The following is a 25667-nucleotide window of genomic DNA, read 5'->3' on the forward strand; positions in this document are numbered from 1 at the left end:
TAGCCACGGAGTCCGGGCTGGAGCGCCTTCAGGAGCGGGTGAGTGCAAAAAGATCCTCAAAGGGCAGCGGCGAGCCGGCCCGCCGCCAGCGCGCCACCAGGCCCGTGAAGTTCTGGGCATACATGTTCGCCCGGTAGAGCTGGAACACGCCGTAGACCAGCCCGGGGATCACCCCGAGCAGCAAGAGCAGCAGGGTGATCAGCAGCTTGCGGCGAGTGAAGGGTTCGCCCTGCGGTAGGCGCCGGCCACTGCTGATCGCCCAGACGACAGCCCGTTTCTCCTTGCTCTGCTTGCGCAGGTAGCTGCGCTGCGCATCCTTGCTGGGCGAGGGGCCGAGGTTGTCCTCCATCTCTGTGAGGATCGAGACCAGCAATGTCTGGCGCTGATCGGCCAGGCGCCTCACGGCCCGCAGGGGCACACGGGCGATCATCTCGCTGTCGTCGTCGCGCAGCACAAAGCTCGATTTCGTGCTGTAGGAGTGCTCCGCATCGGGCATGCGGTCGCTGTTGATCAGCCCCTTCTGCCGGGCCAGATCGAGGGCGGCAGGAAAGAGGCGATCGTCCACGGCTGACCGTTGCTCCATCCCGACCCTGTGAACTGTGCGACGTTCCGACGGCCTAAGCAAACATCACTGCCCCCTCCCGGGCAAGCAGGCTGAGAGGAGCACAGCACCGGTGAACCAGCCATAGCGATGGTGTTCCAGCCCTCGAGAGTGCGGATTCTGGCGGTGGGCCGCCTCAGGCGCTCCTGGCTGGCTGACGGCGTCGCCCAGTACCACCGGCGTCTGCCTGGCCTGGAGCTGGTGGAGATCCGCGACAGCACCCCCCAACGCGAGGGCCGGGAGATTCTGGCCCGGCTGAGCGACGGTGAGCGGCTGGTGGCCCTGAGTGAAACCGGCCGGAGCCTGGATTCGGAAGCCTTCTCCCGGCAGCTGAGCCGCTGGGGTTGCGATCGGGTCGCCTTCGCCATCGGCGGGGCCGATGGCCTGATCGAGTCCGTGATTAGCCGGGCGAGCTGCTGCCTGAGCCTCTCGGCCATGACCCTGCCGCACGATCTGGCCAGGCTGGTGCTGATCGAACAGATCTACAGAGCCCGGACCATCGCCGAGGGGGGGCCGTACCACCGGGCCTGAGGGGGCCGTCCCGTGCTCAACGGGCCTGGGAGGAGCGCAGGCGGAAGCCGCGCAGCGACCAGCCACCGCGCCAGATCGCGGCCAGACAGGCACCCAGCAGGGCATGGATCACCGCCGAGATGGCCCCCGGCAGCGCGGTGAGGGGATCGGGGAAGGCCGCCCGCGCCAGCACCACGGCCAGCCCCGAGTTCTGCATGCCCACCTCGATGCTCACGGTGCGGCGCACCCGCAGGCGCTCGCCCAGCAGTGCGGGAATCAGGTAGCCGAGCAGAAAGCCGCCCACATGCAGCAGCAGGCCGGCCAGCAGCAGCGGCAGCAGCCGGGAGGCCAGGGCCTCCCGCTGGCTGCCGACGATGCTGCCCACGATCAAGGCGATGGCAATGACGGCCAGCGGCGGCATCACCGCCTCCACCCGTTCGCTGGTGCGCGGCCAGAACACCTTCAGAGAGAGGCCCACGGCCAGCGGCAGCAGCACCACCTGGACCACGCTCAGCAGCAGGGTCCAGCCATTCACCGGCACGTAGCGGCCCGCGAGTGCGCTGCTGAGCAGGGGTGTGAGGGCCACGGCCAGCACGGTGCTCATGGTGGTCATCACCACCGAGAGCGCCACATCGGCCCGGGCGATGAGGGCCACCACGTTGCTGGCGGTTCCTCCCGGGCTGCAGCCCACCAGCACCAGGCCCACCGCCAGGGGCGCGGGAAGCCGCAGAGCCCACGCGATCAGAGCGGCCAGGGAGGGCATCACCAGAAACTGAGCCGCCACCCCGATCACCATCGCCCGGGGCCGGCGGAACACCTCGCGGAAATCGCGCAGCTCGAGGCCCAGGCCCATGCCGAGCATGATCAGACCCAGGGCGGCGGTGATGAGCGGGCCCTTCAGCCACGTGAACAGGCCTGGATCCAAGAGGGACAGCACCAGAGCCAGGGCGGTCCAGAGGGGGAACAGGAGCGTGAACCGTTCCAGCACCGCACCCATCACCGAGCCGACCGCCATCGCTGCACGTCAGCATGCCCCCAACCACCGGCCGCTGGCATGGATTCGGAGCCGAGCGAAACAGCCGCCTCGCCGCAGCGGGAGCCGCGCGGAGGGACCGCCGCTCTGAGCCGGCGCCACAGCCTGGCGCTGCTGGGCGGCACCGCTGCCGCCCTGAGCCTGGGCCGTGCCCTGCCCACCCGCGCGGCCGCCCCGGCACGGACCACCGCCCGATCGCTCCCGACCCTGCCGCGCAAGCGGGGCCTGCGGCTGGCCTGCATCAGCGATCTGAACGGTCCCTACGGAACAACCGGCTACATCCCCACCGTGCACCGGGCCGTGGCGATGATCCCTGAGCTGGACGTGGATCTGGTGCTCTGCGCAGGGGACATGGTGGCGGGGCAGAAGCGGGGGCTGGGCCGCACCCGAGTGGCCGCGATGTGGGCCGGTTTCGAGCGGGATGTGCTGTCGCCGCTGCGGCGACGCGGGCTGCCCTTCCTGCCGGCGATGGGGAACCACGATGCCTCCTCGCTTCGCTCCGGTGGCGGCTGGCTCTTCCCCGATGACCGGGCCGAAGCGCTCCGGTTCTGGAGCGCCCGCCGCGATGCTCTGGGGCTCACCTATCTCGAGAGCAGCACCTTCCCCTTTGCCTATGGCGTGCGCCACGGGGATCTGGCCGTGCTCGTCTGGGATGCCTCCAGCGCCGGGCTGCCCGATGGGCAGGCCGCCTGGGCCAACCGGATGCTGACGCGCGGTGAAGCCCGAAGCGCCAGGACGCGGCTGGTGATGGGGCATCTGCCCCTGCACGCCGTGGCCCGGGGTCGGGACAGAGACGGAGAGGTGCTCCACGGCGGCCCTTCGCTGCTGGCGATGCTCGAGAGCTCAGGCGCGCAGGCCTACATCAGCGGCCACCACCACGCCTGGTACCCCGCCCGGGCCGGAGGCCTTGATCTCCTGCATCTGGGAGCGGCAGGCAACGGACCGAGGCGGCTGCTGGGAACCTCCGCCGCCGGGCGCCACACCCTGACCGTGATCGACCTGGTGGACGGGCGTCCCCTTCCCACCACGATCGATCTGAGCACCGGCCGGGTGATTGGGCTCAATGGCCTGCCGCCCTCCCTCACCGACCGCAACGGGAGCCGGCTGCAGCGCTGGCGTGCGGATCACCAGCTGCGCTCGCGCCTCAGCACGCTGATGTGACCCCAGACCACCGCCAGCAGCTGCAGCGGCGCGTAGAGGAGGGGCTGCAGCAGCGCGTGCAGCACCATGGCCGCGGCCGAACTCCCGCGACCGGAGCCGGAGCCGCGGTAGAGCCCCAGTGACCAGAGGGAGGCGATCACGCTCCAGAGCAGCCGCAGCAGCAGCACGGGCAGCAGCAGGGAGAAGAGCCGGTCGCTGAAGGGTGAGCCGGCGGTGATCAGCGTCACCGTGAGGAGCTGCAGCAGCAGCAGGGGCTGCAGCAGAGTGAAGCTGGTGCGCGCCAGCGACAGCAGTCCGAGGGCGCCGAAGCGGCGGTTGCCCACCATCGTGCGGTGCTCGAGCAGGGTCTCCAGCAGTCCGCCGGCCCAGCGACGGCGCTGCCGCAGGAAGGGCAGCGGAGCACCGGGGGCATCGGTGCGGGCGAGGAAGCCGGGTTCCACGGCCACCTTCAGGGGCCGGCCGAGGCGACGGGCCGCGCCGTGGAGGCGGAACATCACCTCGTAGTCCTCGGTCCAGCTGGACACGCTGAATCCGCCCACCCGTCGGAGCGCGCTGGTGCGGAAGGCGCTGCAGGCGCCGGCGATCAGCAGGGTGGCATCCAGGGCACTCCAGGCGAGGCGGAAGGCCTGGCCTCCCACGTACTCGCGCCGCTGGAAGAAGGAGAACAACCGCGCGAGCCGGCCGGGACCGCAGACGGGCACCAGCACCCCTCCGACCGCATCGCAGCCCGGATCACGCCTGAGACGCTCGCGCAGGGAGCGGCAGGCACCCGGCAGCGGCCGGGTGTCGGCATCCACAACCATCAGCCAGGGCGTCCGCACCGCCGCCAGGGCCTGATTGAGGGTGTCGGCCTTGCCGCTGTGACCGGTGCGCAGCAGCTGCAGCCGGGACTGGGCCCGGGATCGGTTGAGCGGGTCAGCCGGCCGGCCGGCGTCATCCAGTCCGTGGTGCGAGGCGAGGCGGCCGATGCTGCCGTCGGTCGACCCGTCGTCGGCCACGAGAATCAGATCGGGGCCGTCCTCCTGCGCCAGCAGGCTGGCCACGGTGGTGAGGAGCGCCTCACCCGCGTTCCAGGCCGGAACGATCGCAGTGATCGCCGCGTCCGCACCGGGCTCGGCAGCCGCGCGGCTCAGGGCTCCGGGCCTGCCGGGTGCCAGGGTCCGCCGCGAGGCGATGGCCATCAGGGCCGCCTGAACGGCGGTGTCAACAGCCATCCAGCCCGCCAGCAGAGCGGCGAGCAGCTCAGCGCGCCCGGACCGCACGGCAAGGCTGATGGCCAGCATCAGGCCGATGCCCGCGGCCAGCAGCAGCCAGAACGCCGGGGCCCGCAGCCGCGGCCATCGGAGGCGCCAGGCGCCTGCCGTGAGCTGGACCATGGCGGATGCAGTGAGTCAAGGCCGCTGTCATCCTGTGACATGAAGGCCTGTGATTGCAGCATCGCGCGATGGAGTTCAAGCCCGGCGCAGCGGATGAGGCCAGCGAGGGCCCCAGCGACCTGGAGGGCTCGATCCTGCAGGGGCGGCGCTTCACCATGGCCGAGGCGATCGGACGCAGCGCCGGTCCGGGAATGATGCGCGGCGGTTCCCCGATCAGCCGGCACCGGCAGGCCATCGCTGCCGCCGAGGAGGCTCTGAAGGATCACCTCGATGACCCCGAGGGGGTGCTGCTGACCCTGTTGCGCCGCCGGGTTGCCGACAGCCGCGAGCTGATGCGCATGCCGGAGCAGCCCCTTGTCGCCCTGGAGAGCGACATCCGGCGGATCCTGGACTCCGCCAGCCGTCTCAAGGAGCTGGTGCGGGAGGTGGATGCCGCCTGGGGTCGGCAGTTCGATGAACCGCCCTTCTTCGATCGCGACGGCCAGCCTCCCCATCCGGACGATCCCTACCCGCTGGACGGGGTCCGGCGCGCGCTCACCTCCCTGGCGGATTCCCTGGCCCGGACCCTGGCCGGCGAGAGCGGCGATCGCTGATTGCCTACGGTCCCGGCTGACGCCAGCCCCCATCGATGGACGGGATCTCCCCTTCCCGGCCCGGCACACCAGCCGATCTGCTGGAGCTGGCCCGGCGCTTCCAGGGCTGCGAGCAGGCCCAGGCCGTTAAACCCCTCGGCGAGGGCAATGTGCACACCACCTATTGCGTCGCCATGGGCGGCGGGCCCGTGAACCGGGTGGTGCTGCAACGGCTGAACACCGAGGTGTTCCCGCGCCCGGAGCTGGTGATCGAGAACATGGAGCGCTGCTGCCTCCACCTGGAGGAGCGGCTGCGCTCCAGCCCGCCGCAGGCCCTCGATGATCAGCGCTGGGAGGTGCCCTCCCTGATCCCCTCCCGCGACGGCGGCTCGCTCGTGGAGCAGGACGGGGCGCTGTGGCGGGCGCAGCGGTTCGTGGAGGGCAGCCGCGTGGTTCAGGCCGTGGACGATCCCGGCCGGGCCCGGGAGCTGGGGTTCGGCCTGGGGCTGTTCCACAACCTGATCGGCGATCTGCCACCGGAGCATCTGCACGACACCCTGCCGGGCTTCCACGTCACTCCATTGGCACTGATGGCGTACGACGAGGCCATGGAGACCTGCGGGGCGACGGATGGGGCGGAGGAGCGCTTCTGCCACGCCTTCGTTCGCATGAGGCGTGATCTGGCACCGCTGCTGGAGGAGGCCCGCTCACGCGGTGCACTCACGCTGCGGCCCGTCCATGGGGACCCGAAGGTCAACAACGTGCTGCTCGATGCCGCAACCGGGAAGGCCGTGGCCCTGATCGACCTGGACACGGTCAAGCCGGGCCTGCCCCACACCGACATCGGCGACTGTCTGCGCTCGGCCTGCAACCGCCTCGGCGAGGAGACCGACGTGCCGGATGCGGTGCATTTCGATGCCGATCTCTGCGAAGCGGTGCTGGAGGGCTACCTGCGCGGAATGGGCGGCGCCCTGAGTGCCGCCGAGCAGGAGCATCTCCATGGTGCGGCCCGTCTGATCAGCTTCGAACTGGGGCTGCGCTTCCTCACGGATCACCTGCGCGGCGACACCTACTTCCGCACCCGCTTCCGCGGCCACAATCTGCGCCGCGCCTGCGTGCAGTTTCAGCTCACGGCCAGCATTGAGGCCCAGGAGCAGGACATCAGAGCCAGGATCGATCGCCTGGCGGACACGGTTCAGACCCGCTCATGACGGCATCAGCAGCGACGCCCCAGCCATTCCGGCTTCACCCCTTCCGCTGGTCCTCCGGCCTGACCCGGCCCGCGATCCGGGGACAGGCAACCCGCCGCGAGGGCTGCCTCGTGGTAAGCCTGTGGATGGAGGGAGCGCTGCGGCCGGAGCTGGGGAGCCCCGGGCTGCGGCAGGCCCCGCCGCAGCGGCGGGACGGCCTGTGGCAGCACACCTGCCTGGAGGCCTTCGTGGCTCTGCCTGGAAGCGGGGCCTACTGGGAGATCAACGGTGCTCCGAACGGCGACTGGGCCGTCTACCGCTTCAGCGGCTACCGCAGCGGGCGGGAGAGCCCGGAGGCGATCGCCGATCCGGACGCCGTCCTGGCCCGCGGCGGGGCGCCGCTCGCTTCACCCGACCAGGACTGCGTCATGTCCGGCAGCCTGCGCTGGAGGCTGCCGGACGAACTCCAGCGAGCGTCCGCGCTCGATCTGTCGGTCTGCCTCGTGCTGGAGTGTGCCGATGCCGGAGACGCCGATCACATCAGCCACTGGGCCACGGCCCACTGCGGCGAGGAGGCCGATTTTCATCGGCGGGACAGCCTGAGGATCAGGCTCTGAGGAGCGGGGCGCAGCTGAGGGCTGATTCGCTCAGTCCTCGTCGTTTTCCAGCAGCAACTGCTGGAAGGCGGTGTAGAGCCGGGCCTGCTCATCGGCCTCCGCCGCCTCGGTTGTCGATCTCTTGGAGCGGCTGGACCGGGAGGAGCGATCCAGCGCAGGCTCTGCCGGTTGAGACCCGGGCGGAGGGGTGAGGCGGCGCATCTCGGCCTCGCGCAGCCGGCTGAGCAGATGAGGCGGCACCCGTCCGTCGGGGCTGGCCTTCATCAGTTCCCGGAAGAGCACCTCGGGATCCTGCTCGGTCTCCACGGCATGGCGCGCTCTCCTGCTCCCGGAGGAGCGAGTGCCATCCGCTGGTTCGGTGTCCATGCGGGTCTCCGGCTGGGGCAGCGCCTTCGGCAACTGGCGGCCGAGAGCCCGGAGACGCTCGAGGCTGCGGGAATCAAAGCTCATGACTCGGCGGATTCAGGCGTGGCCATCGGGCCCTCAGGCGCACTCCAGGGTGTCGCGCGTGTCGCGTCCGGTGATCGGATTGGTGCCACTGGCCGTGGCACACAGCCGTTTGCGCACGTCACCGCGGAGGGGAACGTTGGTGAAGTCGGCCCCCTCGATCCGCACGTCCTCGAAGCGGGTGTTGAAGGCAAAGGCGTCCTCCAGCACCGCGCCGCTGAGATCGGTTCCATTGAAGACGGCTGAATCGAGCGTGGCCTCCCGCAGGTCCGTGCCGCTCAGATCAGCGTCCTGGAGCTTGGCGCCGAACAGGCTGGCACCGCGCAGATCAGAGCCGGAGAGGTTGGCCTCGCGCAGATTGGTGAGGTTGAAGGTGACCCCGCGCAGATCACGATCGGAGAAATCCGCCTCGATCAGCACCTGCTTGGCGTAGTCCATCGCCGCCGAAGCGGGAGTGGGAAGGCCGCTGATCAGCAGCACCGCGAGAACCGCGAGAACCATCCCGGAGCCAACACGGCTCCAGAGGAGCCGGAAGTCCTGATCCAACCTGCGAACGCGCGTCATGAAGAAGGCCTCATTCAGCCCAGTGCCGCTTCATGATGACGGCCAGGTGACTGTCCTTGAAGGACTGGGGCTTGACGAAGCGGAATCCGTAGAGGAAAGAGACGCCCTGGGCGCACGATTTCCAGCGCAGCTCCACCGCGCTGGCGAACTCCTCGGCCGTGAAGGTGTCACGCACCGGCATGGATCTGGTCACCGACGAGGTCGGACGCGGGGAATCCCGTGGGCGCACGACACCCCCTTCACCCGTGAACGCCCTCCGCAGCGGACGCCTGGCCGAAGGCCGCGCTCTGCGCCTGCTCCTGGCGCGGGGCTGGACCCTGCAGGCGCGCAACTGGCGCTGTCGCTGGGGCGAGATGGACCTGCTGATGAGCAAGGGGGACCGGCTGCTGCTGGTGGAGGTGAAGGGCCGGCGGCGTCAGGGCCCGGACCAGTGGGGCCTGGCCCGGTTCCGGCGCGGGCAGCGGCGCCCGCTGGAGCGCGCCTACGGCTGCTGGCTCCAGGACCACCCGCACTGGAGTGGGGCGACGGTGGAACTGGTGGTGGCCCTGGTGCCGCTGCCGCCCTCCCGGCTGCCGGTGCGCTGGCTGAGGATGCAGGCTCTGTGACAGTGAGCTGCCGGCCTTCCGTTCCATGAGCTTCTCGGGGCACCGGGCCCGCAAGCGTTTCGGCCAGCACTGGCTCACCGATGCCGGTGTGCTGCGATCGATCGTGACGGCAGGCGATCTGGGGCGGGCCGATCGGGTGCTGGAGATCGGCCCCGGACGGGGAGCCCTCACCGATCGGCTGCTGGAAGCCGGTGTGGCGGAGGTGCGGGCGATCGAGCTGGATCGGGATCTGGCGGCGGGCCTGCGGCAGCGCTACCGCGATGAGCCCCGCTTCCGGCTGATCGAAGGGGATGTGCTTCGCGTCCCCCTCAGACCGGAGGGCGAGGAGGCCGCGACCAAGGTGGTGGCCAACATCCCCTACAACATCACCGGCCCCCTGCTCGAGCGTCTGGTGGGACCGCTCAACCGGCCGCTTGAGCCACCGTTCCAGCGGCTGGTGCTGCTGCTGCAGCGGGAGGTGGCGGAACGCCTGCATGCCGCCCCCGGCAGCCCGGCCTACAGCGGGCTGAGTGTGCGCATGCAGCTGCTGATGCGATGCAGATCGGTCTGCAACGTGCCCCCGCGCTGCTTCCGGCCACCTCCGCGCGTGCATTCCCAGGTGGTCCTGCTGGAACCCAGGCCGCCTGAGGAGCGACCGGCAGCGCCCCTGGCCGGTGCCGCCGAGCGTCTGCTGCGCGCCGCCTTCGCCTCCCGGCGCAAGATGCTCCGCAACACCCTGCCGGCCGCGGTTCCAGACGACGCACTCCTCCGCTGCGCTTCGGAGGCATCCGTGGACCTGTCTCAGCGTCCCCAGGACCTGGCACCAGAGCGATGGCTCGCTCTCGCCCAGGCTGTGCTGGACTCCGGCCCGTCCACCCCCCAGCACGTCGATGGCTGAGCTGATCGTCACGGCACCGGCCAAGGTGAACCTGCACCTGGAGGTGCTCGGCCTGCGGCCCGACGGCTTCCACGAGCTGGCGATGGTGATGCAGAGCATCGACCTGGCCGACACACTCGAGCTGCAGCGGGCAGCGGATGGCGCGCTGGAGCTCAGCAGTGACATCAGCGCTCTCTCCTGCGGGCCCGACAACCTGATCCTGCGAGCCGCCGAGCTGCTGCGGCGCCACGTGGCCCGGCCCGATCTGGGCGCGCGCATGCACCTGCGCAAGCGCATTCCCATCGGCGCCGGGCTGGCGGGGGGCTCCTCGAACGGGGCCGCGGCCCTGATGGGACTGAACCGTCTCTGGCAGCTGCAGCTCACGCCGGTGGAACTGCATGAGCTGGCGGCCGCACTCGGCTCCGATGTGCCCTTCTGCCTGCGGGGCGGGCGGCAGCTCTGCTTCGGTCGCGGCGAATGGCTGGAACCGGTGCCGGTCCCGGAGAGCCCTCTGGCCCTGCTGCTTCTGAAGCATCCCGGGGTGAGCGTCTCCACCCCCTGGGCCTACGGGCGCTACCGGGACTCCAACTCCGATCGCTACCTGAGCGAAGAAGCCGAGCGGGACGGCCGCCGCCGGGCGCTGCGCACAGCCACCTGGCTCCGGAGCGCGGCCAGCAACGAGCCGCCGCCCCTGCGCAATGACCTGCAGGCGCTGGTGGCGGAGGCGACTCCCACGGTCCGCACCGCACTCGAGCTGCTGACACGGGCGTCCGGCAACCTCGGCGCCGCCATGAGCGGATCCGGACCGAGCTGCTTCGCACTGTTTCCGGACCCCGACAGCGCTCTGACGGCGCAGCAGCAGCTCGCCAGCGCCATCGACGCCGCCGGGCTTCAGAGTTGGTGCTGCAGCCTGCGCGATCGAGGCATCAGCCTGGAGCCATGAGCGATCAACCCCCATCAAGCCCCTCAGGAACGGATGCGGAGCCGACCGAACAGCCCAAAAGCAGCCTGAGCCTGCTGCTGGGGGCACTCACCAGCGGCATGCTGGCCTGGATCAGCCTCAGGCTCAGCGGCGGACTCGTGCACTACTTCGCCCTGCACGGGGGCTATCAGGGCTCCGCGATCGGCGAGAGCATCGCCTCGGGGCTGCGCACGCTGCTGGTGGGGATGGCGTTCCTGGCCACCTTCAGCTTCGCCTTCATCGGCCTTGGCCTGCTGCTCGTGCTGGGTCGCCGACTGATCACGGGCAGCAGCGGAGAAGCCGCCTAGGGTTCCAGCGATCCCGACTGCACCAACCCGGCAGCGGGCCCCAGCCCCATCGATGACCCCTCACGACCTCGGCCAGCTCGCGCTGCTGCTGATGCCAGGACTGCTGCTTTCCGTGCTGCTGCTGTTCACCTTCGCCGCCGGCGGCTGAGATAGGTTGGCCCCTCACCGGCTGAGCCGGAATACCGGGATCACCACGTGGCGGAGACACTTCTCTTCAACGCCCTGCGCGAAGCCATCGACGAGGAGATGGCCCGCGATCCCCATGTCTGTGTCATGGGTGAGGACGTCGGTCATTACGGCGGTTCCTACAAAGTCACCAAGGATCTCTACGAGAAATACGGCGCCCTCAGGGTGCTCGACACCCCCATCGCCGAGAACAGTTTCACCGGCATGGCTGTCGGTGCTGCGATGACCGGTCTGCGGCCGATCGTGGAAGGCATGAACATGGGCTTTCTGCTCCTGGCCTTCAACCAGATTTCCAACAACATGGGGATGCTGCGCTACACCAGCGGCGGCAACTACACCATCCCCACGGTTGTGCGGGGCCCGGGTGGCGTCGGCCGCCAGCTGGGAGCTGAGCACAGCCAGCGCCTCGAGGCCTATTTCCACGCTGTTCCCGGCATCAAGATCGTGGCGGTGAGCACGCCGACCAACGCCAAGGGGCTGCTGAAGGCTGCAATCCGCGATGACAATCCCGTGCTCTTCTTCGAGCACGTTCTGCTCTACAACCTCAGCGAAACCATTCCCAGCGGCGACTACACCTGCGCCCTGGATCAGGCCGATCTGGTGCGTGAGGGCAGAGATCTGACGATCCTGACCTACTCGCGCATGCGCCATCACTGCCTCAAGGCCGTGAGCCAGCTCGAGCAGGAGGGTGTGGACGTGGAGCTCATCGATCTGATCAGCCTCAAGCCCTTCGATCTGGAGACCATCTGCCGTTCGATCCGGAAAACCCACCGGGTGATCGTGGTGGAGGAATGCATGAAGACCGGTGGTATCGGCGCCGAGCTGATCGCAACGATCACCGATCACTGCTTCGACGATCTCGATGCGCGCCCGATCCGGCTGTCCAGCCAGGACATCCCGACGCCCTACAACGGGACCCTGGAGAACCACACCATCATCCAGCCCCACCAGATCGTCGATGCCGCGCGTCAGCTGATGGCGGGCGAGGTCTGACAGATGGCCCGGCAACAGGGTTGGTTCGCCCTGATTCTGGCCCTCGCCATTGCGGCGGCCTCGGTGCTGACCACCTTTCCACTCCAACTGGGGCTCGACCTCCGCGGCGGCAGTCAACTGACGCTGAAGGCGCTGCCCGCGGGTTCGGTCAGCCGCGTCGGGCCCGAGGAACTGGAGGCCGTGCAGCTGGTGCTCGAACGCCGCATCAATGGGCTCGGGGTTGCCGAATCCACCCTGCGCACGGTCGGTGACGACCAGCTGGTTCTTGAGCTGCCCGGCGAACAGGACCCGACCCGGGCCGCCCGGGTGCTGGGCTCCACCGCCCTGCTCGAGTTCCGGGCCCAGAGGGAGGGAACCGAGGAATCGATGCGCTCCCTGCTCGGCCTCAGGGCCCAGGCCCGCGCCGTGCTTCAGGTGCTGGAGGAGGGCGGGTCTGGTGGTGCCGATGCCGACGAGCCCACCACGCTCGATCCCGAGGTGATCGCCGAGCTGAGCAGCGCCATCTCCCTGGACAACGACGGCCAGCTGAGCGAGCGGGATCAGCTGCGGGCAATCCTGCAGCGGGTCAACGAGGAGATCGTGGCCCTCTACGAACCGGCGGAACTCACCGGCAAGGACCTGGTGACGGCTGGACGGCAGCAGGAGCAGAACTCCCAGGCCTGGGAAGTCACCCTCACCTTCAACCGCGAGGGGGGTGAGGCCTTCGCCGAACTCACCCGCCGCATCGCCGGCACTGGCAGGTTGCTCGGCATCGTTCTGGATGGACGCTCGATCAGTGAAGCGAGCGTGGGACCGCAGTTCCAGGCCGCGGGCATCACCGGCGGCGGCGCCTCGATCACGGGGCGCTTCACCGCCGAGGAGGCCCGGGACCTCGAGGTTCAGCTCCGCGGCGGCGCGCTGCCGCTTCCCATTCTCATCCAGGAGGTACGCACGATCGGCCCGACCCTCGGCGCCGCCAACATCCGCCGCTCGCTGGTGGCGACCCTGGGAGGCCTGGCCCTGGTGGCCGTGTTCATGGTGCTGATCTACCGGCTCTCGGGCGTCGTGGCGGTGGTGGCCCTCGCGCTCTATGCGCTCTTCAACCTGGCGATGTACGCGCTGGTGCCGGTCACTCTGACGCTGCCCGGCATGGCCGGTTTCATCCTGAGCGTGGGCATGGCGGTTGATGCCAACGTGCTCATCTTCGAGCGGGTGAAGGAGGAACTGCGCGGGGGTAACACCCTGATCCGTTCGATCGATGCCGGCTTCTCGCTGGCGTTCTCCTCCATCCTCGACGGCCATCTCACAACGTTGATCAGCTGCGTGGCCCTCTTCTCCCTCGGCATCGGCCTGGTCAAGGGCTTCGCCCTGACCCTGGGCATCGGGGTGATCCTCAGCCTGTTCACCGCACTCACCTGCACCCGCACCCTGCTGCGTCTGCTGATGAGCTACAAGTCGCTGCGCCGCCCCGAGCTCTTCCTCTCCAGCTCCCAGCTGCCGGCCGCACCGGTCCATCCCGCCAGCACCTGAGCCACCGATGGCCACCACCCCGTCCACCCCGGTTGTCCCCCAGGTTCCCGCCCGCCGGATGCTGCGCTTCCGCATCAACCGGCATCGGCGCCTGGTCTGGACCATCTCGCTGCTGGCCTGCGGCCTGAGCCTGATGGCGATGGCCATCAGCTGGAGTCGGCCCTCCATCGGCGCTCCACTCCGGCCGGGCCTCGATTTCACCGGCGGGACCCAGATCCAGCTGGAGCGCGTCTGCGATCCCGCCTGTGACCCGCTGGAGAGCCGTGTCGTGCAGGAGCGGCTCGCTGCCATCACGCTGCCGGAGTCGCCGGATCGCCCGACCCCCGACCCCTCGCGCGCCCGGATCCAGATCGTGGATCAGGGCCGCACGCTCGTTTTGCGCCTGCCCGCCCTGGCCCCATCCCAGAGCCAGGCGGTGATCACCGCCCTGAGCGAGGTGACCGGCCCGCTGGAGGAGGGCGCCACCGCCGTGGACACCATCGGGCCGACGCTGGGGGCCCAGCTGCTGCGCAGCAGCCTGATCTCCCTGCTGGTCAGCTTCGCCGGCATCGCGGTCTTCATCAGCGTCCGCTACGACCGCCTCTATGCGGGCCTGGCCCTGTTCTGCCTGGGCCACGATGTGCTGATCATCTGCGGGCTGTTCGCCTGGCTCGGCCTGCTGGCCGGCATCGAGGTGGACAGCCTCTTCGCCGTGTCCCTGCTGACGATCGCCGGATATTCGGTGAACGACACCGTGGTGGTCTTCGACCGGATCCGGGAGCAGCGCCAGAGCGGTGCGGTCCAGACAGCCGATGGCGAGCCCAACGCAACCGGTCCGGGCGAACCGAGCCTGGTGCAGTCGATCGACACCGCCGTGTCGGCCACTTTCACCCGCACCATCTACACCTCCACCACCACCCTGCTGCCCCTCCTGGCCCTGATCCTGTTCGGAGGCAGCACCCTGGTCTGGTTCGGGGTTGCCCTGGCCAGCGGCGTGGTGGTGGGCAGCTGGTCCAGCATCGCGATCGCACCGACCCTGCTGGCACTGCTGCAGAAGCGTTCATGAGGCCGGCGGCGGCCCTGCCGGTCCTGTTGATTCTTCTGGCGTTGCGCGATCTCAGGGGTGAATTCGCCCTGCTGCGCGACGGTTTCACCTGGTCCGCCGTCTGGTTCGCCAGCCGCGATCACCCGCTGGCGGTGATGGTGCTGCTCTCGTCCGTCTCGCTGCTGAGGCGCTTCGGATTCGGTCCCGCGCCCGGTCGGGCCCCGCTGCCCCGGCAGGCGATCAGGCGAGACGACGGCGCTGCCGCCAGGGATCGAGGATGTCGTGGATGAGAATCTCCCGGATGAACACCTGGAGAACCACGGCCAGCGGAAGGGCCATCAGCAGGCCCAGCGGCCCGAACAGCACGGTGAAGACGAACTGGGCGCTGAGGGTGAGTCCCGGCAGCAACTGGACCTGGTGCTGCATCACCGACGGGGTGATCAGATAGCTCTCCACGTTCTGCACCAGCACGTAGAGCACCAGAACGGCGAGAGCCTTCCAGGGGTTCTCCAGCAGGGCGACCGCCATCGGGAAGACCGTGCTCAGGGTGGGCCCCACGTTCGGGATCACATTGAGCAGTCCGGCCAGCAACGCATTGGCCACCACCAGCTTCACCCCGAGCATGAGCAGACCGAGGCCGGCGAGGATCGCCACGAACAGAGAACTGATCAGCAGCCCCACCATCCAGCTGCTCAGAGCCTCACCGCAGAGAGTGAGAATCGCGCGGAAGCGCCGGCGGTAGAAGGAGGGCACCAGCAGCACGAACACCTGCCGGTACGCCCCGGGCTGCACCGCGATCATCAGGCTGACGGCCAGCACGAACAGCAGCCGCAGCAGGCCGTTGCCCAGGTTGCCCGCCAGACCGAGAAGGCCGCGCACGCCGCCGCCCAGTCCACTGCTGAGTCCGTCGCTGAGGGCCGAACTGCCCGGCCAGCCCTCGGGGAACAGCTGCTGCAGCCAGATGGCGCCGCTGCCCCCCCGGCCGTAGACCGCCTGGGTGGCCCAGCTCTGCCACTCGCGGATCAACCCCACCAGGGTCCGCGCCGCCTCGGGCAACTGCTCGAGCAACTGCTGGAACTGACTGATGAACGGCGGGATCACCACCGTGGCCACCGTGATGCCCACCAGCACCAGGGAGAGGAGGGCGAGCAGGAGCGCCAGGGGGCGGCTGCAGCTGGTGCGCTGCTGCAGGACGCCCACAAGAGTGCAGATGGCCATCGCGATCACGATGGCCGCAAACAGCAGGATCAGGACATCGCGCAGGCTCCAGAGCAGAAGCAGGGCCGTGATCAGCCCCAGCAGTCCGATCCAGTCAGCCAGCTTCACCGTCCTTGCCGGTGTAGCCCAGGCCGGCGGATTCGGCGTAGCGGTGGGCGAACCGCAGCAACCGATCCCCGTCAGCGGCGGATTTCCAGGTGTAGGTGGCCTCGAGTGCGAAGGGCTTGCCGTTGACGAAGCGGGCCTTCACCTCGCGGGTGACGAGTTCGCCTTCCTCATCCACCATGAACATGCCGGTGATGTCGCCCATGGTTTCCGGGGCCAGAGCCTGCGGCTCCTCGAACACGAAAATCGCCTGGCCGGTGATGCCGTCACGGGATTTGGTGAGCCGGATGTCGGGCACCACGGGTTCGTCCACACCCCGGAAGAACTGAATCGCCGCCATCCGGCACCCCGCCAAAACGTCAGCTTAAGGGGCCTTTTCCGTGCTCCCGCTGCCGCTGTGGCAATGGCCTCGGCGGATCAGAAGCTCCGCCGCCGCCGCGGCAGGGAGCCCCTCCAGATCGATGCTGTCGGGCTTCGGCCGGCGCTGCAGTTCGTGGTCGTAGCAGCGGTCGTAGTAGGCGAGCATCGGCTCAGCCGCCTCCGCCCAGCAGCCGGAATCGATAGCGGTCAGAGCCATCGCCGTGCGCTGGGGACCCAGGCGCCGTTGAATGCGCAGAGTCGCCTCCCGCAGCTGATCGGGCGGATGGTGGCCGTAATCGCTCACCAGCTGATCGAGTCGCCAGGCGCGCGGGCGGAGGATCTCGAGGGTGGGCGCCTGCCCCATGGACCGGAACAGGCTCAGCGGCAGGCGGCAGCGGCCGATCTGGGCACTTTCCGCCTCCAGCCAGATCTCCGGGGCATCGCGATGGGCGTGCAGCGCCAGGGCGAGCCGGTTCTCGAACTGCTCGCTGCTGGGCTGAGGGGGCAGACCCAGGCCCCCGAAGCTGCTGCCGCGGTGCTGCGCCAGTCCCTCCAGGTCCACCACCGCCACACCACGGGCGGCAAGGGCCTGCAGCAGGGCCGTCTTTCCGGTGCCGGTGCGACCGGCCAGCACCCGCAGCGGCCACTCCCGAGCGAACGCGTCGAGCACCCAGCGGCGGAACCGCTTATAGCCGCCCTCCAGCAATCGCACCTCCCGGCCGACGGTCTCGGCCAGCCAGGCCACACTCGCCGAGCGCATGCCGCCGCGCCAGCAGTACAGACGCAGAGGCTGGGACGCGTCCTCATCGCGAAGCTCCTCCGCCAGGGCCCCCAGCCGCGGTCCCACCAGCTCAAGGCCAAGCTGGATGGCCTGCTGCCGGCCCTGCTGCTTGTATGCGGTGCCGACGGCGGCCCGCTCCGCGTCATCGAAGAGGGGCAGATTGCGGCTGCCCGGCAGCCGTCCCTGCGCGTGCTCGGACGGGCTGCGCACATCCAGGAGAGCACCGCTGCCGGCGAGGAATGCGCTCACCTCCTGACACTGCGCCATGACCAGCCGGAACGGCCGCTCCCCATCACCACGCCTGACATAGTGGGCCAGCGCCGGATCGGCTGCGCGGTCGGCCTGTCTTCATGCTCAGCGGTCCATCCACCTCCCGCTCCCTCCGTTCCGATGACCAGCTCGAGGCCTTCCTGACAGGCTCGGCGAGGCAGCGACGCACCCTGGCCACCACCATCGAGAGTCAGGCCGGTGCGATCGCCGGCCGGCTGGGTGAGCTGCTGAGCGGCTTCAATCCGGAGGGTGATGACTGGGCCGCAGGCTGGCTCCTGCAGCTGGCCCAGAGGGAGAATCCCGACGGAAGCGATGCACCGCTGGCCCGCTGGCCCGAGGGCTGGCTCAGGGCGGATTCGGCGGCCGGTATCGATCACGCTCCCCTGCAGCTGGCCCTGCTCCGTTGCGACTTCGAGCAGGCCGACCGCATCACCAGCGAGACGCTGCGCGCCCTGGCCGGGGATGGCGCCATCCGGCGGGGGTACGTGTATTACAGCGAGGTCGCCCCGATGCCGGCCCTGGATCTGCAGACGCTGGACCGCCTCTGGCTCACCTATTCGCAGGGGCGTTTCGGGTTCAGTGTTCAGGGCCGGCTGCTCAAGGCGGCGGGAGGTCGCTGGGATCGGCTCTGGCCGCGCATCGGCTGGAAGGCCGACGGTGTCTGGACCCGCTATCCCGGATCCTTCACCTGGACGCTTGAGGCACCCGAGGGGCACATGCCCCTGGTGAACCAGCTGCGGGGTGTGCGCCTGATGGACGCCCTGCTCAACCACCCGGCACTGGCGGCACGCGTGGCGTGACGCGGGGCTTTGAGGGTCTTAGGTTTTTCGCGGCGCGTTGAGCACCGATGGCTTCTCGAACGGTCCGCCTGCCGCTGGCCTCCCTCCTCTCCCGCCTGAGTTTCCGCTGGGCCGATTTCATCCTCCCCTCCACCCTTCAGCTCTCTCCCTTGCTGGAGGTGCTTCTGGAGCCGGTTCCCTGCAAGGAGCACACAGCCGAACTGCAGCTGGGACTTCAGGAGGCCCTGGTCAATGCCGTGCGCCATGGCAACGGCTGCGACCCCCGCAAGGTGGTGCGCATCCGCCGGGTGATGACACCCAACTGGATGGTCTGGCAGATCCAGGACGAGGGGGGCGGTGTGCCGTCCGGATCCCGCGATGCGCTGCTGCCGGAGCAGCCGGAGGCCACCTGTGGACGGGGCCTGTTTCTCATCCATCACTGCTTTGATGATGTGCGCTGGAGCCCGCGGGGGAACCGGCTTCAGCTCGGCGCGCGGCGCCGTTCCGCCTGACACCGTGATCGGGGCAGCCAGGGTCCTTCAGCTCACCCCTGAGCCAGCCACCGGCCTGATCCACCAGGGCTGTGACGTCCTGTGGATCGCCACCGGAGAGAAGCTGGGTCAGAGCCGCGGCCAGAAGCTCCGCCCCACGGCGACGGCGATCGGACTTGAGGGCATGCCAGTCGCGATCAGACAGCCTCAGCAGGTCGTGCAGCGAACGCGCCCGGTCGAGGCTTCCGGCAGGCCAGGCGGTGGATGGAGACACGGGGAAGCAGACACTCGCAGCCGCCATCCTGGCCGGACCGGGGCGAGGCGGTCGCCCCCTGGGGTCCGGTCTGAGGCTCGGGGAGCATGAGACCGGTGCGCTGGCTGCATGCCATCGGTCGTCTGATGACCGTCCACCGGGTGCATCGGCTGCGGAGCCGGCACGGCACGGTTGCTGCGACTGCATCGAGCGGGACGCGTCGCGCCCGCCAACGGGAGCGCACCCTGAAGGACCTGCTGCAGGCCACGGAGTGGGCCGGACTGATTCCCCCACGTCAGGACCATCCGTTCTGGAAGGCGCTGCGCTGGGGGGGGCCGGCCCTGGCGCTCGGCGCCTGGCTCGGATCGGTCCGCTGAGGGCAGGCCCTGCCGGCAAAGGCGCCAGGGCCGCGATCGACCACCGCCAGCACTGCGTCGGCAGAGATCGTCGTCACCAGGCTCATCGAACCATGGTTCTGTCATGGGTCGATCGGGGAACTCAACGTGGGAACGAGTTGCTGCCCGATCCCACCGCTGCACAGTCGCACCTGCAAACACTTCTGCAGGTGGATCGGATGTCTTGGGGTGACCTCTGGCAGTTGAATGGAGAGGTCTCTGAGACACCTCAATGCACCGCGATCGTGTCCAACTCGTTGCCTGGCTTGAGCAGCGTGGCGCGACTGTTCCCTCCCAGCTGCGCCGTGTGGCCGCCCTGCAGGCCAAACAGCAGCTTGACCAGGGCAAGTGTGATCTGAATGAGCACCCCGCTGTTGTCTGAGCGGTGCTCCAGCACAGCGGCACAATCCACACGGATCAGCATCAACCAGCCCTCTGGCTTCACATCAGGCAGGGTCATCCGCGATCACTCCTTTGGCAGCGAGCCGGTGTTCAGCGCACCGGCTTTCGTTCGCACTGCTCCTGCAGCACCTCGAAAGCCAGATCACGGGAATCCCTCACCTCCGCTTCCCAGGCATCAAGCATCTTGAGGCCGGAGGCGACGGACGGAGCTTCCTTCGGGTCGTCGAGAAAGGGCTGGACAAGGAGCTTGGTTTCCCTCAGATCCTCAACAAGACCGGGTGCCAACTCGATCACGCCCTCAGCGAACGGGCAGGGATCCTGGCCCTGGATCATGACGGAGTGGTAGGCCCGCACCGTCTCAAAGTTCCGGGTCAGCCGGGTTCGCAGCTCCTGGCCTTCAGCTTCCGAGAGACTCGGCTTGTGCTGCCCAGGAGTGCAGGCACCCGCGCCCAGGGCGATGACCAGGAGGGCGAGGGCGACTCTCAATGTTGGGCTGCAGAGGCTGGAATCCTGCCGGAGTCACTGGCCCGGCACTGGGATCCGAGCCCATGGCACCCGTCGTGCCCCACCAGCGACTGCGGCTGGGCTCACGCCTCGCTCAGGGGCCGGCGCGCTGACCAGACCCGTGTCATGAAGTGGGACTCGGCCTCGATGTCGGTGAACCCGGCCTGGGCCAGTCGGGCGGGGATGTCGTCGCGGACGTAATCGTTGTAGAAGGGCTCGTGGAAGGCACGGGAGAAGTTCTCCAGGGCCGGCTGGAAGGCCGCGGCATCGGCCTGCTGAACCGAATCGGCCAGCACCAGGACACCGCCCGGTTCGAGAACCCGGAAGCACTCGGCGAGCACCTTCTGGCGCACCGGTCCGGGCAGCTCGTGCAGCAGGAACACGTTGGTGACGGCCTGCATGCTGCCTGAGGCGTAGGGCATGGCCTCGGCATTGCCCTCCAGCACCTGAGGCAGAGCGCCGGGCACCTCGCCCAGCCGCCGGCTGGCTTCGCGCAGGTAGGCGCGCGACAGATCGAGGCCGAGGAGCTGCGCCTCGGGGAAGGCCCCCATCAGCTGCCGGAGCGTGGCTCCGGTGCCGGTGGCCACATCGAGGATGCGGCAGGCCCCGGCGGGCCGGTCTGCGAAGGCCTCGAGGCCGCGCCGCACCGGAGCGATCACCCGCCGGCGCATCGCGCCGGCCAGCCCGTTGAAGAGGATCTCGACCTGCAGGTCGTAGAGCCTGGCGGAGTGGTCGCTGAGGTAGCCGTCGGTCTGGTGGTGGAAGTTCTGCAGGTAGTAGGCCGGCAGCGACGCTCCCGCCGGACGAGCCGGGAGGTCACGCGTGTCACCGCGACGGCGGCGATCCCAGAAGGCCGGGATGTCCAGACAGAGCAGGGGGTAGCGACTCAGCCAGGTGCCCCAGGGGTCATCGAACAGCAGTGACTCGGGGTACTGACCCGACTCCATGTCCTGCCAGTCGCGTCGGAGCAGCTCCCGCGAGGAGGCCTGAATCGCCTGGAGGGCTTCCATGGAGAGGGGCTGGGCCTCGGCAGCTCCCTCCGGAGCCATCAGGGTCATCACCCGGCTGACCACGGTTTTGTGGGTGAGGCCGAGCACGCTCTTGCCGTCCTGCAGGAGCTGGTAGGCGAGATAAGGAAGGGTGGCGGGCATGCCCCGTTGCGGCTTTGGGGCCATTTCAGCGAATGGGAACCGGAGAGCGTGAGGGGCACCGGGCCCGTGTCCCCGCTGGCCAATCACAAATGATTGCCACAGTTCAGAACTGGTAGCCGTTGCTACAGAATGAACACAGGAAAAGAGCTCCCTGCCTGCCGAACGGCGGGAGTCCGGAGGCTGCCATGACCACGATCACAACCCCGCGCCAGGCCGTCACGCCGCTGGTGAAGCCGGTGGAGAGCTCCAGAGTTCTCCACTACGACAGGGGGATCGCCAAGAGTCGTCGTCATGCGGCCCGGGAATTCCTCACCTGGGCTGAGGAGCACGGCCGGGAGACGCGGCTGCACGATGCCGGTCTGGCCCAGATCACGACCCACCCCGACCTGATGGAGGAGCAGAACGCAATTGCCCAGACCAGGGCCTGGGCGAAGCGGAGGACCCGGACGAACAGGCTCCACCGCAGTGCGCTGACCCATCTCAGAGCTCAGCGCAGCGCGGTGGTCTGAGGATCAGGCGTCGTAGTACATCGTGAACTCGTGCGGGTGGGGCCGCTGGCGCAGTTGCTGCACCTCCTCGTATTTGAGGTCGATCCAGTTGCTGATGAAATCCTCGCTGAACACGCCGCCTTCCATCAGATAGTGCTTGTCGGCGTCGAGAGCCTCCAGCGCCCCATTGAGTGAGGCTGGCACCGTGGAGATCTTCGCCAGTTCCTCGGCCGGAAGCTCGAACAGATCCACATCAGTTCCGTCACCGGGATCGATCTGATTCTTCACACCATCGATGCCGGCCATCATCATGGCGCTGAAGGCCAGATAGGGGTTGGCCAGGGCATCACCGGAGCGGAACTCAAGCCGCTTGGCCTTGGGATTCGGGCCGGTGAGGGGAATGCGAACGGCAGCGGAGCGGTTGCCCTGGGAATACACCAGATTCACCGGTGCTTCGAACCCTGGGACCAGTCGCTTGTAGCTGTTGGTGGTGGGATTGGTGAAGGCAAGGAAGGAGGGGGCGTGGCGCAGCAGGCCGCCGATGTACCAGCGTGCCGTCTGCGACAGGTTGGCGTACGTTCCCTCGCCGAAGAAGAGTGGCTGGCCCGCTTTCCAGAGACTCTGGTGCACGTGCATGCCGGTGCCGTTGTCGGCGAACACGGGCTTGGGCATGAACGTGGCGGTCTTGCCGTACTTCTTGGCAATGTTGCGAACAACGTATTTGTAGATCATCACGTTGTCCGCAGCGCCGATGAGCTGGGCGAACTTCATGCCGAGCTCGTGCTGGGCGCTGGCCACTTCGTGATGGTGCTTCTCGATGGGAACCCCCAGGGATCCCATGGTGAGGAGCATGTCACTGCGCATGTCCTGCACGGTGTCATTGGGAGAGACCGGGAAATAGCCCTCCTTCAGCTGAATCTTGTTGGCCAGATTGCCGCCCTCCTCCATGCGACCGGTGTTCCAGGGCGACTCGATCGAATCGACGCTGTAGGAGCTGCTGCCGTAGCCCGACTCATAGCGAACGTCGTCGAAGACGAAGAACTCCGGCTCCGGGCCGAAGAAGGCCGTATCGGCGATTCCGGTCTTCTCCAGATAGGAGAGGGCCTTGGCCGCCAGGGAACGCGGACAGCGGCCGTAGGGATCACCGGTGCGTGGATCGCTGATGGAACAGATCAGGCTGAGGGTCTTGTGGCTGTAGAAGGGATCGATCCAGGCCGTGCTGGGGTCGGGCACCATCGCCATGTCCGACTCATTGATCGCTTTCCAACCCCGGATGGAGGAGCCGTCGAAGGCCACCCCCTCGCTGAAGGCCGCCTCATCGAGCAGGTCGGTGCACACCGTCAGGTGCTGCCACTTGCCATGGAGATCGGTGAACTTGAGATCGATCAGTTCAATCCCCTCATCCTTGATGGTGCGGAGAACGTCCTGGGGGCTGGAAGCCATGGGTGGGGAAGCCGGAACCACGCGCACCGGCACTGACATGGGGCGGACCGTAGTGATGGCCCCTGAGGAGCTTTTGTATCCGCAGTGACCATTTGCCGGGCCACGTCCGCGCTTCAGCACGACCCCAACCCGGGAACGGCTCCAACCGGCCGTGATCAGCAGAGATCGCCGCGGCGCCGGAACGGGGCGTAACCGTTTCTGTCAGATCGCCAGAAACCTTGCTCTGGAGCGGCTTTTGCACAGGCGTGGGTGCTACGTTCCGGCTGAAGCAAGCCCGGGCTCATGCGTGATGCCGTCACTGGTCTGATCGGTCGCTACGACCTTCAGGGCCGCCACCTCGACAACGAGGCCATCGCATCCGTCCGCGGCTACTACAACCAGGCCACCACCCGGCTCAAAGCCGTAGAGTGCATCAACCGCGAGGCGGCCGAAATCGTTCGGGAGGCCAGTCAGCGCCTGTTCCTTGAGGATCCCGAACTGCTTCTCCCCGGCGGCAACGCCTACACCACCCGCCGGCTGGCGGCGTGTCTGCGGGACATGGACTATTTCCTGCGCTATGGCAGCTACGCGCTGATCGCCGGCGACCCCACCATCCTCAACGAGCGGGTGCTGAACGGCCTCGACGACACCTATAAGAGCCTGGGGGTGCCCACGGGACCCACGGTGCGCAGCATGGTGCTGATGGCGGATGTGCTCTGCGAGCTGCTCCTGGATGAGGGCGTGCCCTCCGAAGATCTCTCCATCGTGCGCGAGCCCTTCGATCACATGGCCCGGGGCCTGGCTCAGTGCAACCTCAGGGCCCGCTGAGCGCGACCCCCATCCCTACGCTGAACCGCGTTTCTCGTCCTTCATCCCCGTCCAGCGGCTCCGGACTTGTCAGTTCCTCCCATTGCCCATCCGGTCAACAGCAGCCATCGCTCCAGGCTCGCCCCTCTCGCCCTGCCTGAGCGCCTGCTGCTGGGTCCAGGCCCCTCCAACGCCGATCCGGTGGTGCTCGATGCGCTGGCCCGACCACCCATCGGCCACCTGGACCCGGCCTACGTGGCGCTGATGGGTGAGGTCCAGGAGCTGCTGCGCTACGCCTGGCAGACCGACAACCGCCTCACCCTGCCCATGAGCGGAACGGGCAGCGCGGCCATGGAAGCCACCCTGGCCAACACGGTCGAGCGGGGTGACACGGTGCTGGTGGCCGTGAAGGGCTATTTCGGCCTCCGCCTGGCCGACATGGCCAGCCGCTACGGGGCCCACGTCGTCACCATCAGTTGCCCCTGGGGAGAGGCCTTCAGCCTGGAGGCGCTCGAGGCGGCCCTTGATGAGCACCGGCCCGCCATCCTGGCCATCGTTCACGCCGAAACCTCCACCGGGGTCTGCCAGCCGATGGAGGGCATCGGCGACCTCTGCCGCCGCCACGGCACCCTGCTCCTGCTCGACACCGTCACATCCCTGGGCGCGGTGCCGGTCCACCTGGATGCCTGGGGCGTCGACATGGCCTACAGCTGCAGTCAGAAAGGCCTGAGCTGCCCCCCGGGCCTGGGACCCTTCACGATGGGGCCGAGGGCCGAGGCCAAGCTCGCCTCCCGCGGCGGCAAGGTGCCCAACTGGTATCTCGATGTGTCGTTGCTCAACCAGTACTGGGGCAGCGACCGCGTCTACCACCACACGGCGCCGGTGAACATGAACTTCGGCATCCGCGAGGCGCTGCGGCTGCTCGCCGACGAAGGACTCGAGCAGGCCTGGCAGCGGCATCGCGCCAATGCCGAGCGCCTCTGGAGCGGCCTGGAGCGACTCGGTCTCGAGCTGCACGTGGCCGAACCGCTGCGTCTGCCCAGCCTCACCACCGTCCGCATCCCCCAGGGGGTGGACGGCAAGGCCTTCAGCCAGCACCTGCTCAACAGCCATGGCATCGAAGTGGGCGGCGGACTGGGCGAGCTCGCCGGCCGGATCTGGCGCATCGGGCTGATGGGCTACAACAGCCGCCAGGAGAATGTCGACCGTCTGCTCAACCTGTTCGAGCAGGAGCTCCCGGCGTTTCGGTCCTCGACTCCCGTTGCTGCCGCCGTCGCCTGAACCAGCTCTGCAGCAGCTGGCGCGACGCCTCCGCCTCCACACCGCCTTCAACCCGCATGTGGTGATGGGCGCTCGGGTGGCGGCTCAGATCGAGCGTGCCGCCCAGGCCGCCGCGCTTGGGATCGGCACTGCCGTAGAGCACGGCGCCGAGACGGGCCTGAACCAGGGCCCCCGCGCACATCGGGCAGGGCTCCAGGGTCACCAGCAGCGTGCAGTCATTGAATCGCCAGTCCCGGCGCAGGCGTGCCGCCTGCCGGAGGGCGACCAGCTCCGCATGGCCCAGGGGGTCCTGGTCCTGCTCACGCCGGTTGCTGCCCCAGCCCAGGCAGCGGCCCCGGGCATCGAGCACCGCCGCAGCGACGGGAATCTCTCCGCCCATGCCGCAGCGGCGGGCCTGCCGCAGCAGACGGGTCATCCAGAACACCGCGGTGGCGTCCGACGCCCTGA

The 25667-nt window shown here is 68.6% G+C and carries 34 protein-coding genes; 19 read left to right on the forward strand and 15 right to left on the reverse strand.

Annotation, left to right across the window (positions count from 1 at the left end; all coding sequences use genetic code 11):
- Nucleotides 1-28 precede the first annotated feature (28 nt).
- Complete coding sequence (locus EVJ50_RS04175; protein WP_150882497.1) at nt 29-565, reverse strand: hypothetical protein; 537 nt, start codon at nt 563-565, stop codon at nt 29-31.
- A 126-nt stretch (nt 566-691) separates the two neighbouring features.
- On the opposite strand from EVJ50_RS04175, the gene EVJ50_RS04180 reads away from it, so the two are divergent.
- Nucleotides 692-1132 carry a 23S rRNA (pseudouridine(1915)-N(3))-methyltransferase RlmH gene (locus tag EVJ50_RS04180; RefSeq protein ID WP_150882498.1) on the forward strand — a complete coding sequence of 147 codons (441 nt, stop codon included), beginning with the start codon at nt 692-694 and terminating at the stop codon, nt 1130-1132.
- 16 nt (nt 1133-1148) lie between these two features.
- Here the strand turns inward: EVJ50_RS04180 and EVJ50_RS04185 are convergent, their stop codons facing one another.
- Nucleotides 1149-2126, reverse strand: a complete 978-nt coding sequence (locus tag EVJ50_RS04185) for a bile acid:sodium symporter family protein (RefSeq protein WP_225323077.1) — start codon at nt 2124-2126, stop codon at nt 1149-1151.
- A 39-nt stretch (nt 2127-2165) separates the two neighbouring features.
- Between EVJ50_RS04185 and EVJ50_RS04190 the strand changes: the two genes are divergently transcribed.
- Nucleotides 2166-3305 carry a metallophosphoesterase gene (locus EVJ50_RS04190; RefSeq protein ID WP_150882499.1) on the forward strand — a complete coding sequence of 380 codons (1140 nt, stop codon included), beginning with the start codon at nt 2166-2168 and terminating at the stop codon, nt 3303-3305.
- Here the strand turns inward: EVJ50_RS04190 and EVJ50_RS04195 are convergent.
- Nucleotides 3269-4681, reverse strand: a complete 1413-nt coding sequence (locus EVJ50_RS04195) for a glycosyltransferase family 2 protein (RefSeq protein WP_150882500.1) — start codon at nt 4679-4681, stop codon at nt 3269-3271. The two genes, EVJ50_RS04190 and EVJ50_RS04195, sit on opposite strands and share 37 nt — an antisense overlap.
- A gap of 68 nt (nt 4682-4749) precedes the next feature.
- Here EVJ50_RS04195 and EVJ50_RS04200 point away from each other — a divergent pair, with 68 nt between their 5' ends.
- The 3 genes from EVJ50_RS04200 to EVJ50_RS04210 all read left to right on the forward strand — a co-directional run bounded on the left by EVJ50_RS04200 (nt 4750) and on the right by EVJ50_RS04210 (nt 7060).
- Nucleotides 4750-5274, forward strand: coding sequence for a hypothetical protein (locus tag EVJ50_RS04200; RefSeq protein ID WP_150882501.1), 525 nt, complete (start codon nt 4750-4752; stop codon nt 5272-5274).
- Between the two features lie 35 nt (nt 5275-5309).
- The gene (locus EVJ50_RS04205; protein ID WP_150882502.1) at nt 5310-6464 is read left to right on the forward strand and encodes a phosphotransferase enzyme family protein; all 1155 of its coding nucleotides are present in this window, start codon (nt 5310-5312) and stop codon (nt 6462-6464) included.
- Between the two features lie 110 nt (nt 6465-6574).
- Entirely contained in the window at nt 6575-7060 is a 486-nt protein-coding gene (locus EVJ50_RS04210; RefSeq protein WP_150882503.1) for a DOMON-like domain-containing protein, read from the forward strand.
- A 30-nt stretch (nt 7061-7090) separates the two neighbouring features.
- Here EVJ50_RS04210 and EVJ50_RS04215 read toward each other — a convergent pair whose 3' ends face one another.
- From EVJ50_RS04215 to EVJ50_RS14520, 3 genes are all read right to left on the reverse strand, one after another.
- A complete protein-coding gene (locus tag EVJ50_RS04215) occupies nt 7091-7510 on the reverse strand; it encodes a hypothetical protein (RefSeq protein WP_150882504.1) in 420 nt (139 codons plus the stop codon).
- Nucleotides 7511-7543: 33 nt separating this feature from the next.
- The gene (locus tag EVJ50_RS04220; RefSeq protein WP_225323154.1) at nt 7544-8008 is read right to left on the reverse strand and encodes a pentapeptide repeat-containing protein; all 465 of its coding nucleotides are present in this window, start codon (nt 8006-8008) and stop codon (nt 7544-7546) included.
- Nucleotides 8009-8081: 73 nt separating this feature from the next.
- Complete coding sequence (locus EVJ50_RS14520; RefSeq protein WP_191964867.1) at nt 8082-8252, reverse strand: hypothetical protein; 171 nt, start codon at nt 8250-8252, stop codon at nt 8082-8084.
- 64 nt (nt 8253-8316) lie between these two features.
- Between EVJ50_RS14520 and EVJ50_RS04225 the strand changes: the two genes are divergently transcribed.
- The 8 genes from EVJ50_RS04225 to EVJ50_RS04260 all read left to right on the forward strand — a co-directional run bounded on the left by EVJ50_RS04225 (nt 8317) and on the right by EVJ50_RS04260 (nt 14803).
- Nucleotides 8317-8676 (forward strand): YraN family protein, encoded by a 360-nt coding sequence (locus tag EVJ50_RS04225; RefSeq protein ID WP_225323078.1) that lies wholly within the window; start codon nt 8317-8319, stop codon nt 8674-8676.
- A 25-nt stretch (nt 8677-8701) separates the two neighbouring features.
- A complete protein-coding gene (rsmA, locus tag EVJ50_RS04230) occupies nt 8702-9553 on the forward strand; it encodes a 16S rRNA (adenine(1518)-N(6)/adenine(1519)-N(6))-dimethyltransferase RsmA (protein ID WP_150882507.1) in 852 nt (283 codons plus the stop codon).
- Nucleotides 9546-10475 (forward strand): 4-(cytidine 5'-diphospho)-2-C-methyl-D-erythritol kinase, encoded by a 930-nt coding sequence (gene ispE / locus EVJ50_RS04235; RefSeq protein ID WP_150882508.1) that lies wholly within the window; start codon nt 9546-9548, stop codon nt 10473-10475. Before rsmA ends, ispE begins: the two co-directional genes overlap by 8 nt.
- A complete protein-coding gene (locus tag EVJ50_RS04240) occupies nt 10472-10801 on the forward strand; it encodes a DUF3082 domain-containing protein (protein WP_150882509.1) in 330 nt (109 codons plus the stop codon). Before ispE ends, EVJ50_RS04240 begins: the two co-directional genes overlap by 4 nt.
- A gap of 195 nt (nt 10802-10996) precedes the next feature.
- Nucleotides 10997-11980 carry a pyruvate dehydrogenase complex E1 component subunit beta gene (locus EVJ50_RS04245; RefSeq protein WP_150882510.1) on the forward strand — a complete coding sequence of 328 codons (984 nt, stop codon included), beginning with the start codon at nt 10997-10999 and terminating at the stop codon, nt 11978-11980.
- 3 nt (nt 11981-11983) lie between these two features.
- Entirely contained in the window at nt 11984-13489 is a 1506-nt protein-coding gene (gene secD / locus EVJ50_RS04250) for a protein translocase subunit SecD (protein WP_150882511.1), read from the forward strand.
- 7 nt (nt 13490-13496) lie between these two features.
- Nucleotides 13497-14534: a protein translocase subunit SecF gene (secF, locus tag EVJ50_RS04255; RefSeq protein ID WP_150882512.1), complete on the forward strand. Its 1038-nt coding sequence runs from the start codon at nt 13497-13499 to the stop codon at nt 14532-14534.
- Nucleotides 14531-14803: a hypothetical protein gene (locus tag EVJ50_RS04260; RefSeq protein WP_225323079.1), complete on the forward strand. Its 273-nt coding sequence runs from the start codon at nt 14531-14533 to the stop codon at nt 14801-14803. Before secF ends, EVJ50_RS04260 begins: the two co-directional genes overlap by 4 nt.
- Here EVJ50_RS04260 and EVJ50_RS04265 read toward each other — a convergent pair.
- Genes EVJ50_RS04265 through mnmH form a run of 3 tightly spaced genes read right to left on the reverse strand, consistent with a single transcriptional unit; the run spans nt 14754 to nt 17244 of the window.
- On the reverse strand, nt 14754-15839 hold the full coding sequence (locus tag EVJ50_RS04265) for an AI-2E family transporter (RefSeq protein ID WP_150882513.1): 1086 nt from the start codon (nt 15837-15839) through the stop codon (nt 14754-14756). The genes EVJ50_RS04260 and EVJ50_RS04265 overlap by 50 nt on opposite strands.
- On the reverse strand, nt 15826-16176 hold the full coding sequence (psb28, locus tag EVJ50_RS04270; RefSeq protein WP_150882514.1) for a photosystem II reaction center protein Psb28: 351 nt from the start codon (nt 16174-16176) through the stop codon (nt 15826-15828). Before psb28 ends, EVJ50_RS04265 begins: the two co-directional genes overlap by 14 nt.
- 24 nt (nt 16177-16200) lie before the next feature.
- Nucleotides 16201-17244, reverse strand: a complete 1044-nt coding sequence (gene mnmH, locus EVJ50_RS04275; protein WP_150882515.1) for a tRNA 2-selenouridine(34) synthase MnmH — start codon at nt 17242-17244, stop codon at nt 16201-16203.
- Between the two features lie 83 nt (nt 17245-17327).
- Between mnmH and EVJ50_RS04280 the strand changes: the two genes are divergently transcribed.
- Together EVJ50_RS04280 and EVJ50_RS04285 are read left to right on the forward strand one after the other, a co-directional pair.
- Entirely contained in the window at nt 17328-18047 is a 720-nt protein-coding gene (locus EVJ50_RS04280) for a GUN4 domain-containing protein (RefSeq protein WP_150882516.1), read from the forward strand.
- Nucleotides 18048-18094: 47 nt separating this feature from the next.
- Nucleotides 18095-18538, forward strand: a complete 444-nt coding sequence (locus tag EVJ50_RS04285) for an ATP-binding protein (protein WP_150882517.1) — start codon at nt 18095-18097, stop codon at nt 18536-18538.
- Here the strand turns inward: EVJ50_RS04285 and EVJ50_RS15330 are convergent.
- Nucleotides 18456-18977, reverse strand: a complete 522-nt coding sequence (locus EVJ50_RS15330; protein ID WP_370455590.1) for a DUF6439 family protein — start codon at nt 18975-18977, stop codon at nt 18456-18458. The genes EVJ50_RS04285 and EVJ50_RS15330 overlap by 83 nt on opposite strands.
- On the opposite strand from EVJ50_RS15330, the gene EVJ50_RS04295 reads away from it, so the two are divergent.
- Complete coding sequence (locus EVJ50_RS04295; protein WP_150882518.1) at nt 18878-19147, forward strand: hypothetical protein; 270 nt, start codon at nt 18878-18880, stop codon at nt 19145-19147. The two genes, EVJ50_RS15330 and EVJ50_RS04295, sit on opposite strands and share 100 nt — an antisense overlap.
- Nucleotides 19148-19394: 247 nt before the next feature.
- On the opposite strand, the gene EVJ50_RS04300 is transcribed toward EVJ50_RS04295, so the two are convergent.
- The 3 genes from EVJ50_RS04300 to EVJ50_RS04310 all read right to left on the reverse strand — a co-directional run bounded on the left by EVJ50_RS04300 (nt 19395) and on the right by EVJ50_RS04310 (nt 21222).
- Nucleotides 19395-19625: a hypothetical protein gene (locus tag EVJ50_RS04300; RefSeq protein ID WP_150882519.1), complete on the reverse strand. Its 231-nt coding sequence runs from the start codon at nt 19623-19625 to the stop codon at nt 19395-19397.
- Nucleotides 19626-19657: 32 nt separating this feature from the next.
- Nucleotides 19658-19900, reverse strand: a complete 243-nt coding sequence (locus EVJ50_RS04305; RefSeq protein ID WP_150882520.1) for a hypothetical protein — start codon at nt 19898-19900, stop codon at nt 19658-19660.
- Nucleotides 19901-20154: 254 nt separating this feature from the next.
- Nucleotides 20155-21222 (reverse strand): class I SAM-dependent methyltransferase, encoded by a 1068-nt coding sequence (locus EVJ50_RS04310; RefSeq protein ID WP_150882521.1) that lies wholly within the window; start codon nt 21220-21222, stop codon nt 20155-20157.
- Between the two features lie 185 nt (nt 21223-21407).
- Here EVJ50_RS04310 and EVJ50_RS04315 point away from each other — a divergent pair, with 185 nt between their 5' ends.
- Nucleotides 21408-21731 (forward strand): hypothetical protein, encoded by a 324-nt coding sequence (locus EVJ50_RS04315; protein WP_150882522.1) that lies wholly within the window; start codon nt 21408-21410, stop codon nt 21729-21731.
- 3 nt (nt 21732-21734) lie between these two features.
- On the opposite strand, the gene glnA is transcribed toward EVJ50_RS04315, so the two are convergent.
- Entirely contained in the window at nt 21735-23153 is a 1419-nt protein-coding gene (gene glnA / locus EVJ50_RS04320) for a type I glutamate--ammonia ligase (protein ID WP_150882523.1), read from the reverse strand.
- Between the two features lie 282 nt (nt 23154-23435).
- On the opposite strand from glnA, the gene EVJ50_RS04325 reads away from it, so the two are divergent.
- On the forward strand, nt 23436-23960 hold the full coding sequence (locus EVJ50_RS04325; RefSeq protein WP_150882524.1) for an allophycocyanin subunit beta: 525 nt from the start codon (nt 23436-23438) through the stop codon (nt 23958-23960).
- Nucleotides 23961-24026: 66 nt separating this feature from the next.
- On the forward strand, nt 24027-25220 hold the full coding sequence (locus tag EVJ50_RS04330; RefSeq protein WP_225323080.1) for an alanine--glyoxylate aminotransferase family protein: 1194 nt from the start codon (nt 24027-24029) through the stop codon (nt 25218-25220).
- On the opposite strand, the gene EVJ50_RS04335 is transcribed toward EVJ50_RS04330, so the two are convergent.
- Nucleotides 25153-25635: a nucleoside deaminase gene (locus tag EVJ50_RS04335; protein ID WP_150884847.1), complete on the reverse strand. Its 483-nt coding sequence runs from the start codon at nt 25633-25635 to the stop codon at nt 25153-25155. The two genes, EVJ50_RS04330 and EVJ50_RS04335, sit on opposite strands and share 68 nt — an antisense overlap.
- Nucleotides 25636-25667: the final 32 nt, after the last annotated feature.

The sequence above is a fragment of the Synechococcus sp. RSCCF101 genome, from assembly GCF_008807075.1.
In the GTDB taxonomy this organism is placed as follows: Bacteria; Cyanobacteriota; Cyanobacteriia; order PCC-6307; family Cyanobiaceae; genus RSCCF101.

Bases quoted from the DNA above. Each gene is read 5' to 3' on its own strand.
- EVJ50_RS04310 (WP_150882521.1), bottom strand. From the start codon at position 21,222: ATGCCCGCCACCCTTCCTTATCTCGCCTACCAGCTCCTGCAGGACGGC.
- EVJ50_RS04260 (WP_225323079.1), top strand. From the start codon at position 14,531: ATGAGGCCGGCGGCGGCCCTGCCGGTCCTGTTGATTCTTCTGGCGTTG.
- EVJ50_RS04200 (WP_150882501.1), top strand. From the start codon at position 4,750: ATGGAGTTCAAGCCCGGCGCAGCGGATGAGGCCAGCGAGGGCCCCAGC.
- EVJ50_RS04240 (WP_150882509.1), top strand. From the start codon at position 10,472: ATGAGCGATCAACCCCCATCAAGCCCCTCAGGAACGGATGCGGAGCCG.
- EVJ50_RS04325 (WP_150882524.1), top strand. From the start codon at position 23,436: ATGCGTGATGCCGTCACTGGTCTGATCGGTCGCTACGACCTTCAGGGC.
- secD (WP_150882511.1), top strand. From the start codon at position 11,984: ATGGCCCGGCAACAGGGTTGGTTCGCCCTGATTCTGGCCCTCGCCATT.
- EVJ50_RS04335 (WP_150884847.1), bottom strand. From the start codon at position 25,635: ATGACCCGTCTGCTGCGGCAGGCCCGCCGCTGCGGCATGGGCGGAGAG.
- EVJ50_RS04280 (WP_150882516.1), top strand. From the start codon at position 17,328: ATGCTCAGCGGTCCATCCACCTCCCGCTCCCTCCGTTCCGATGACCAG.
- EVJ50_RS04295 (WP_150882518.1), top strand. From the start codon at position 18,878: ATGAGACCGGTGCGCTGGCTGCATGCCATCGGTCGTCTGATGACCGTC.
- ispE (WP_150882508.1), top strand. From the start codon at position 9,546: ATGGCTGAGCTGATCGTCACGGCACCGGCCAAGGTGAACCTGCACCTG.
- EVJ50_RS04305 (WP_150882520.1), bottom strand. From the start codon at position 19,900: ATGATCCAGGGCCAGGATCCCTGCCCGTTCGCTGAGGGCGTGATCGAG.
- EVJ50_RS15330 (WP_370455590.1), bottom strand. From the start codon at position 18,977: ATGCAGTCGCAGCAACCGTGCCGTGCCGGCTCCGCAGCCGATGCACCC.
- EVJ50_RS04300 (WP_150882519.1), bottom strand. From the start codon at position 19,625: ATGACCCTGCCTGATGTGAAGCCAGAGGGCTGGTTGATGCTGATCCGT.
- secF (WP_150882512.1), top strand. From the start codon at position 13,497: ATGGCCACCACCCCGTCCACCCCGGTTGTCCCCCAGGTTCCCGCCCGC.
- psb28 (WP_150882514.1), bottom strand. From the start codon at position 16,176: ATGGCGGCGATTCAGTTCTTCCGGGGTGTGGACGAACCCGTGGTGCCC.
- rsmA (WP_150882507.1), top strand. From the start codon at position 8,702: ATGAGCTTCTCGGGGCACCGGGCCCGCAAGCGTTTCGGCCAGCACTGG.
- EVJ50_RS04215 (WP_150882504.1), bottom strand. From the start codon at position 7,510: ATGAGCTTTGATTCCCGCAGCCTCGAGCGTCTCCGGGCTCTCGGCCGC.
- mnmH (WP_150882515.1), bottom strand. From the start codon at position 17,244: ATGGCGCAGTGTCAGGAGGTGAGCGCATTCCTCGCCGGCAGCGGTGCT.
- EVJ50_RS14520 (WP_191964867.1), bottom strand. From the start codon at position 8,252: ATGCCGGTGCGTGACACCTTCACGGCCGAGGAGTTCGCCAGCGCGGTG.
- glnA (WP_150882523.1), bottom strand. From the start codon at position 23,153: ATGGCTTCCAGCCCCCAGGACGTTCTCCGCACCATCAAGGATGAGGGG.
- EVJ50_RS04185 (WP_225323077.1), bottom strand. From the start codon at position 2,126: ATGGCGGTCGGCTCGGTGATGGGTGCGGTGCTGGAACGGTTCACGCTC.
- EVJ50_RS04195 (WP_150882500.1), bottom strand. From the start codon at position 4,681: ATGGTCCAGCTCACGGCAGGCGCCTGGCGCCTCCGATGGCCGCGGCTG.
- EVJ50_RS04285 (WP_150882517.1), top strand. From the start codon at position 18,095: ATGGCTTCTCGAACGGTCCGCCTGCCGCTGGCCTCCCTCCTCTCCCGC.
- EVJ50_RS04190 (WP_150882499.1), top strand. From the start codon at position 2,166: ATGGATTCGGAGCCGAGCGAAACAGCCGCCTCGCCGCAGCGGGAGCCG.
- EVJ50_RS04205 (WP_150882502.1), top strand. From the start codon at position 5,310: ATGGACGGGATCTCCCCTTCCCGGCCCGGCACACCAGCCGATCTGCTG.
- EVJ50_RS04180 (WP_150882498.1), top strand. From the start codon at position 692: ATGGTGTTCCAGCCCTCGAGAGTGCGGATTCTGGCGGTGGGCCGCCTC.
- EVJ50_RS04315 (WP_150882522.1), top strand. From the start codon at position 21,408: ATGACCACGATCACAACCCCGCGCCAGGCCGTCACGCCGCTGGTGAAG.
- EVJ50_RS04220 (WP_225323154.1), bottom strand. From the start codon at position 8,008: ATGGTTCTCGCGGTTCTCGCGGTGCTGCTGATCAGCGGCCTTCCCACT.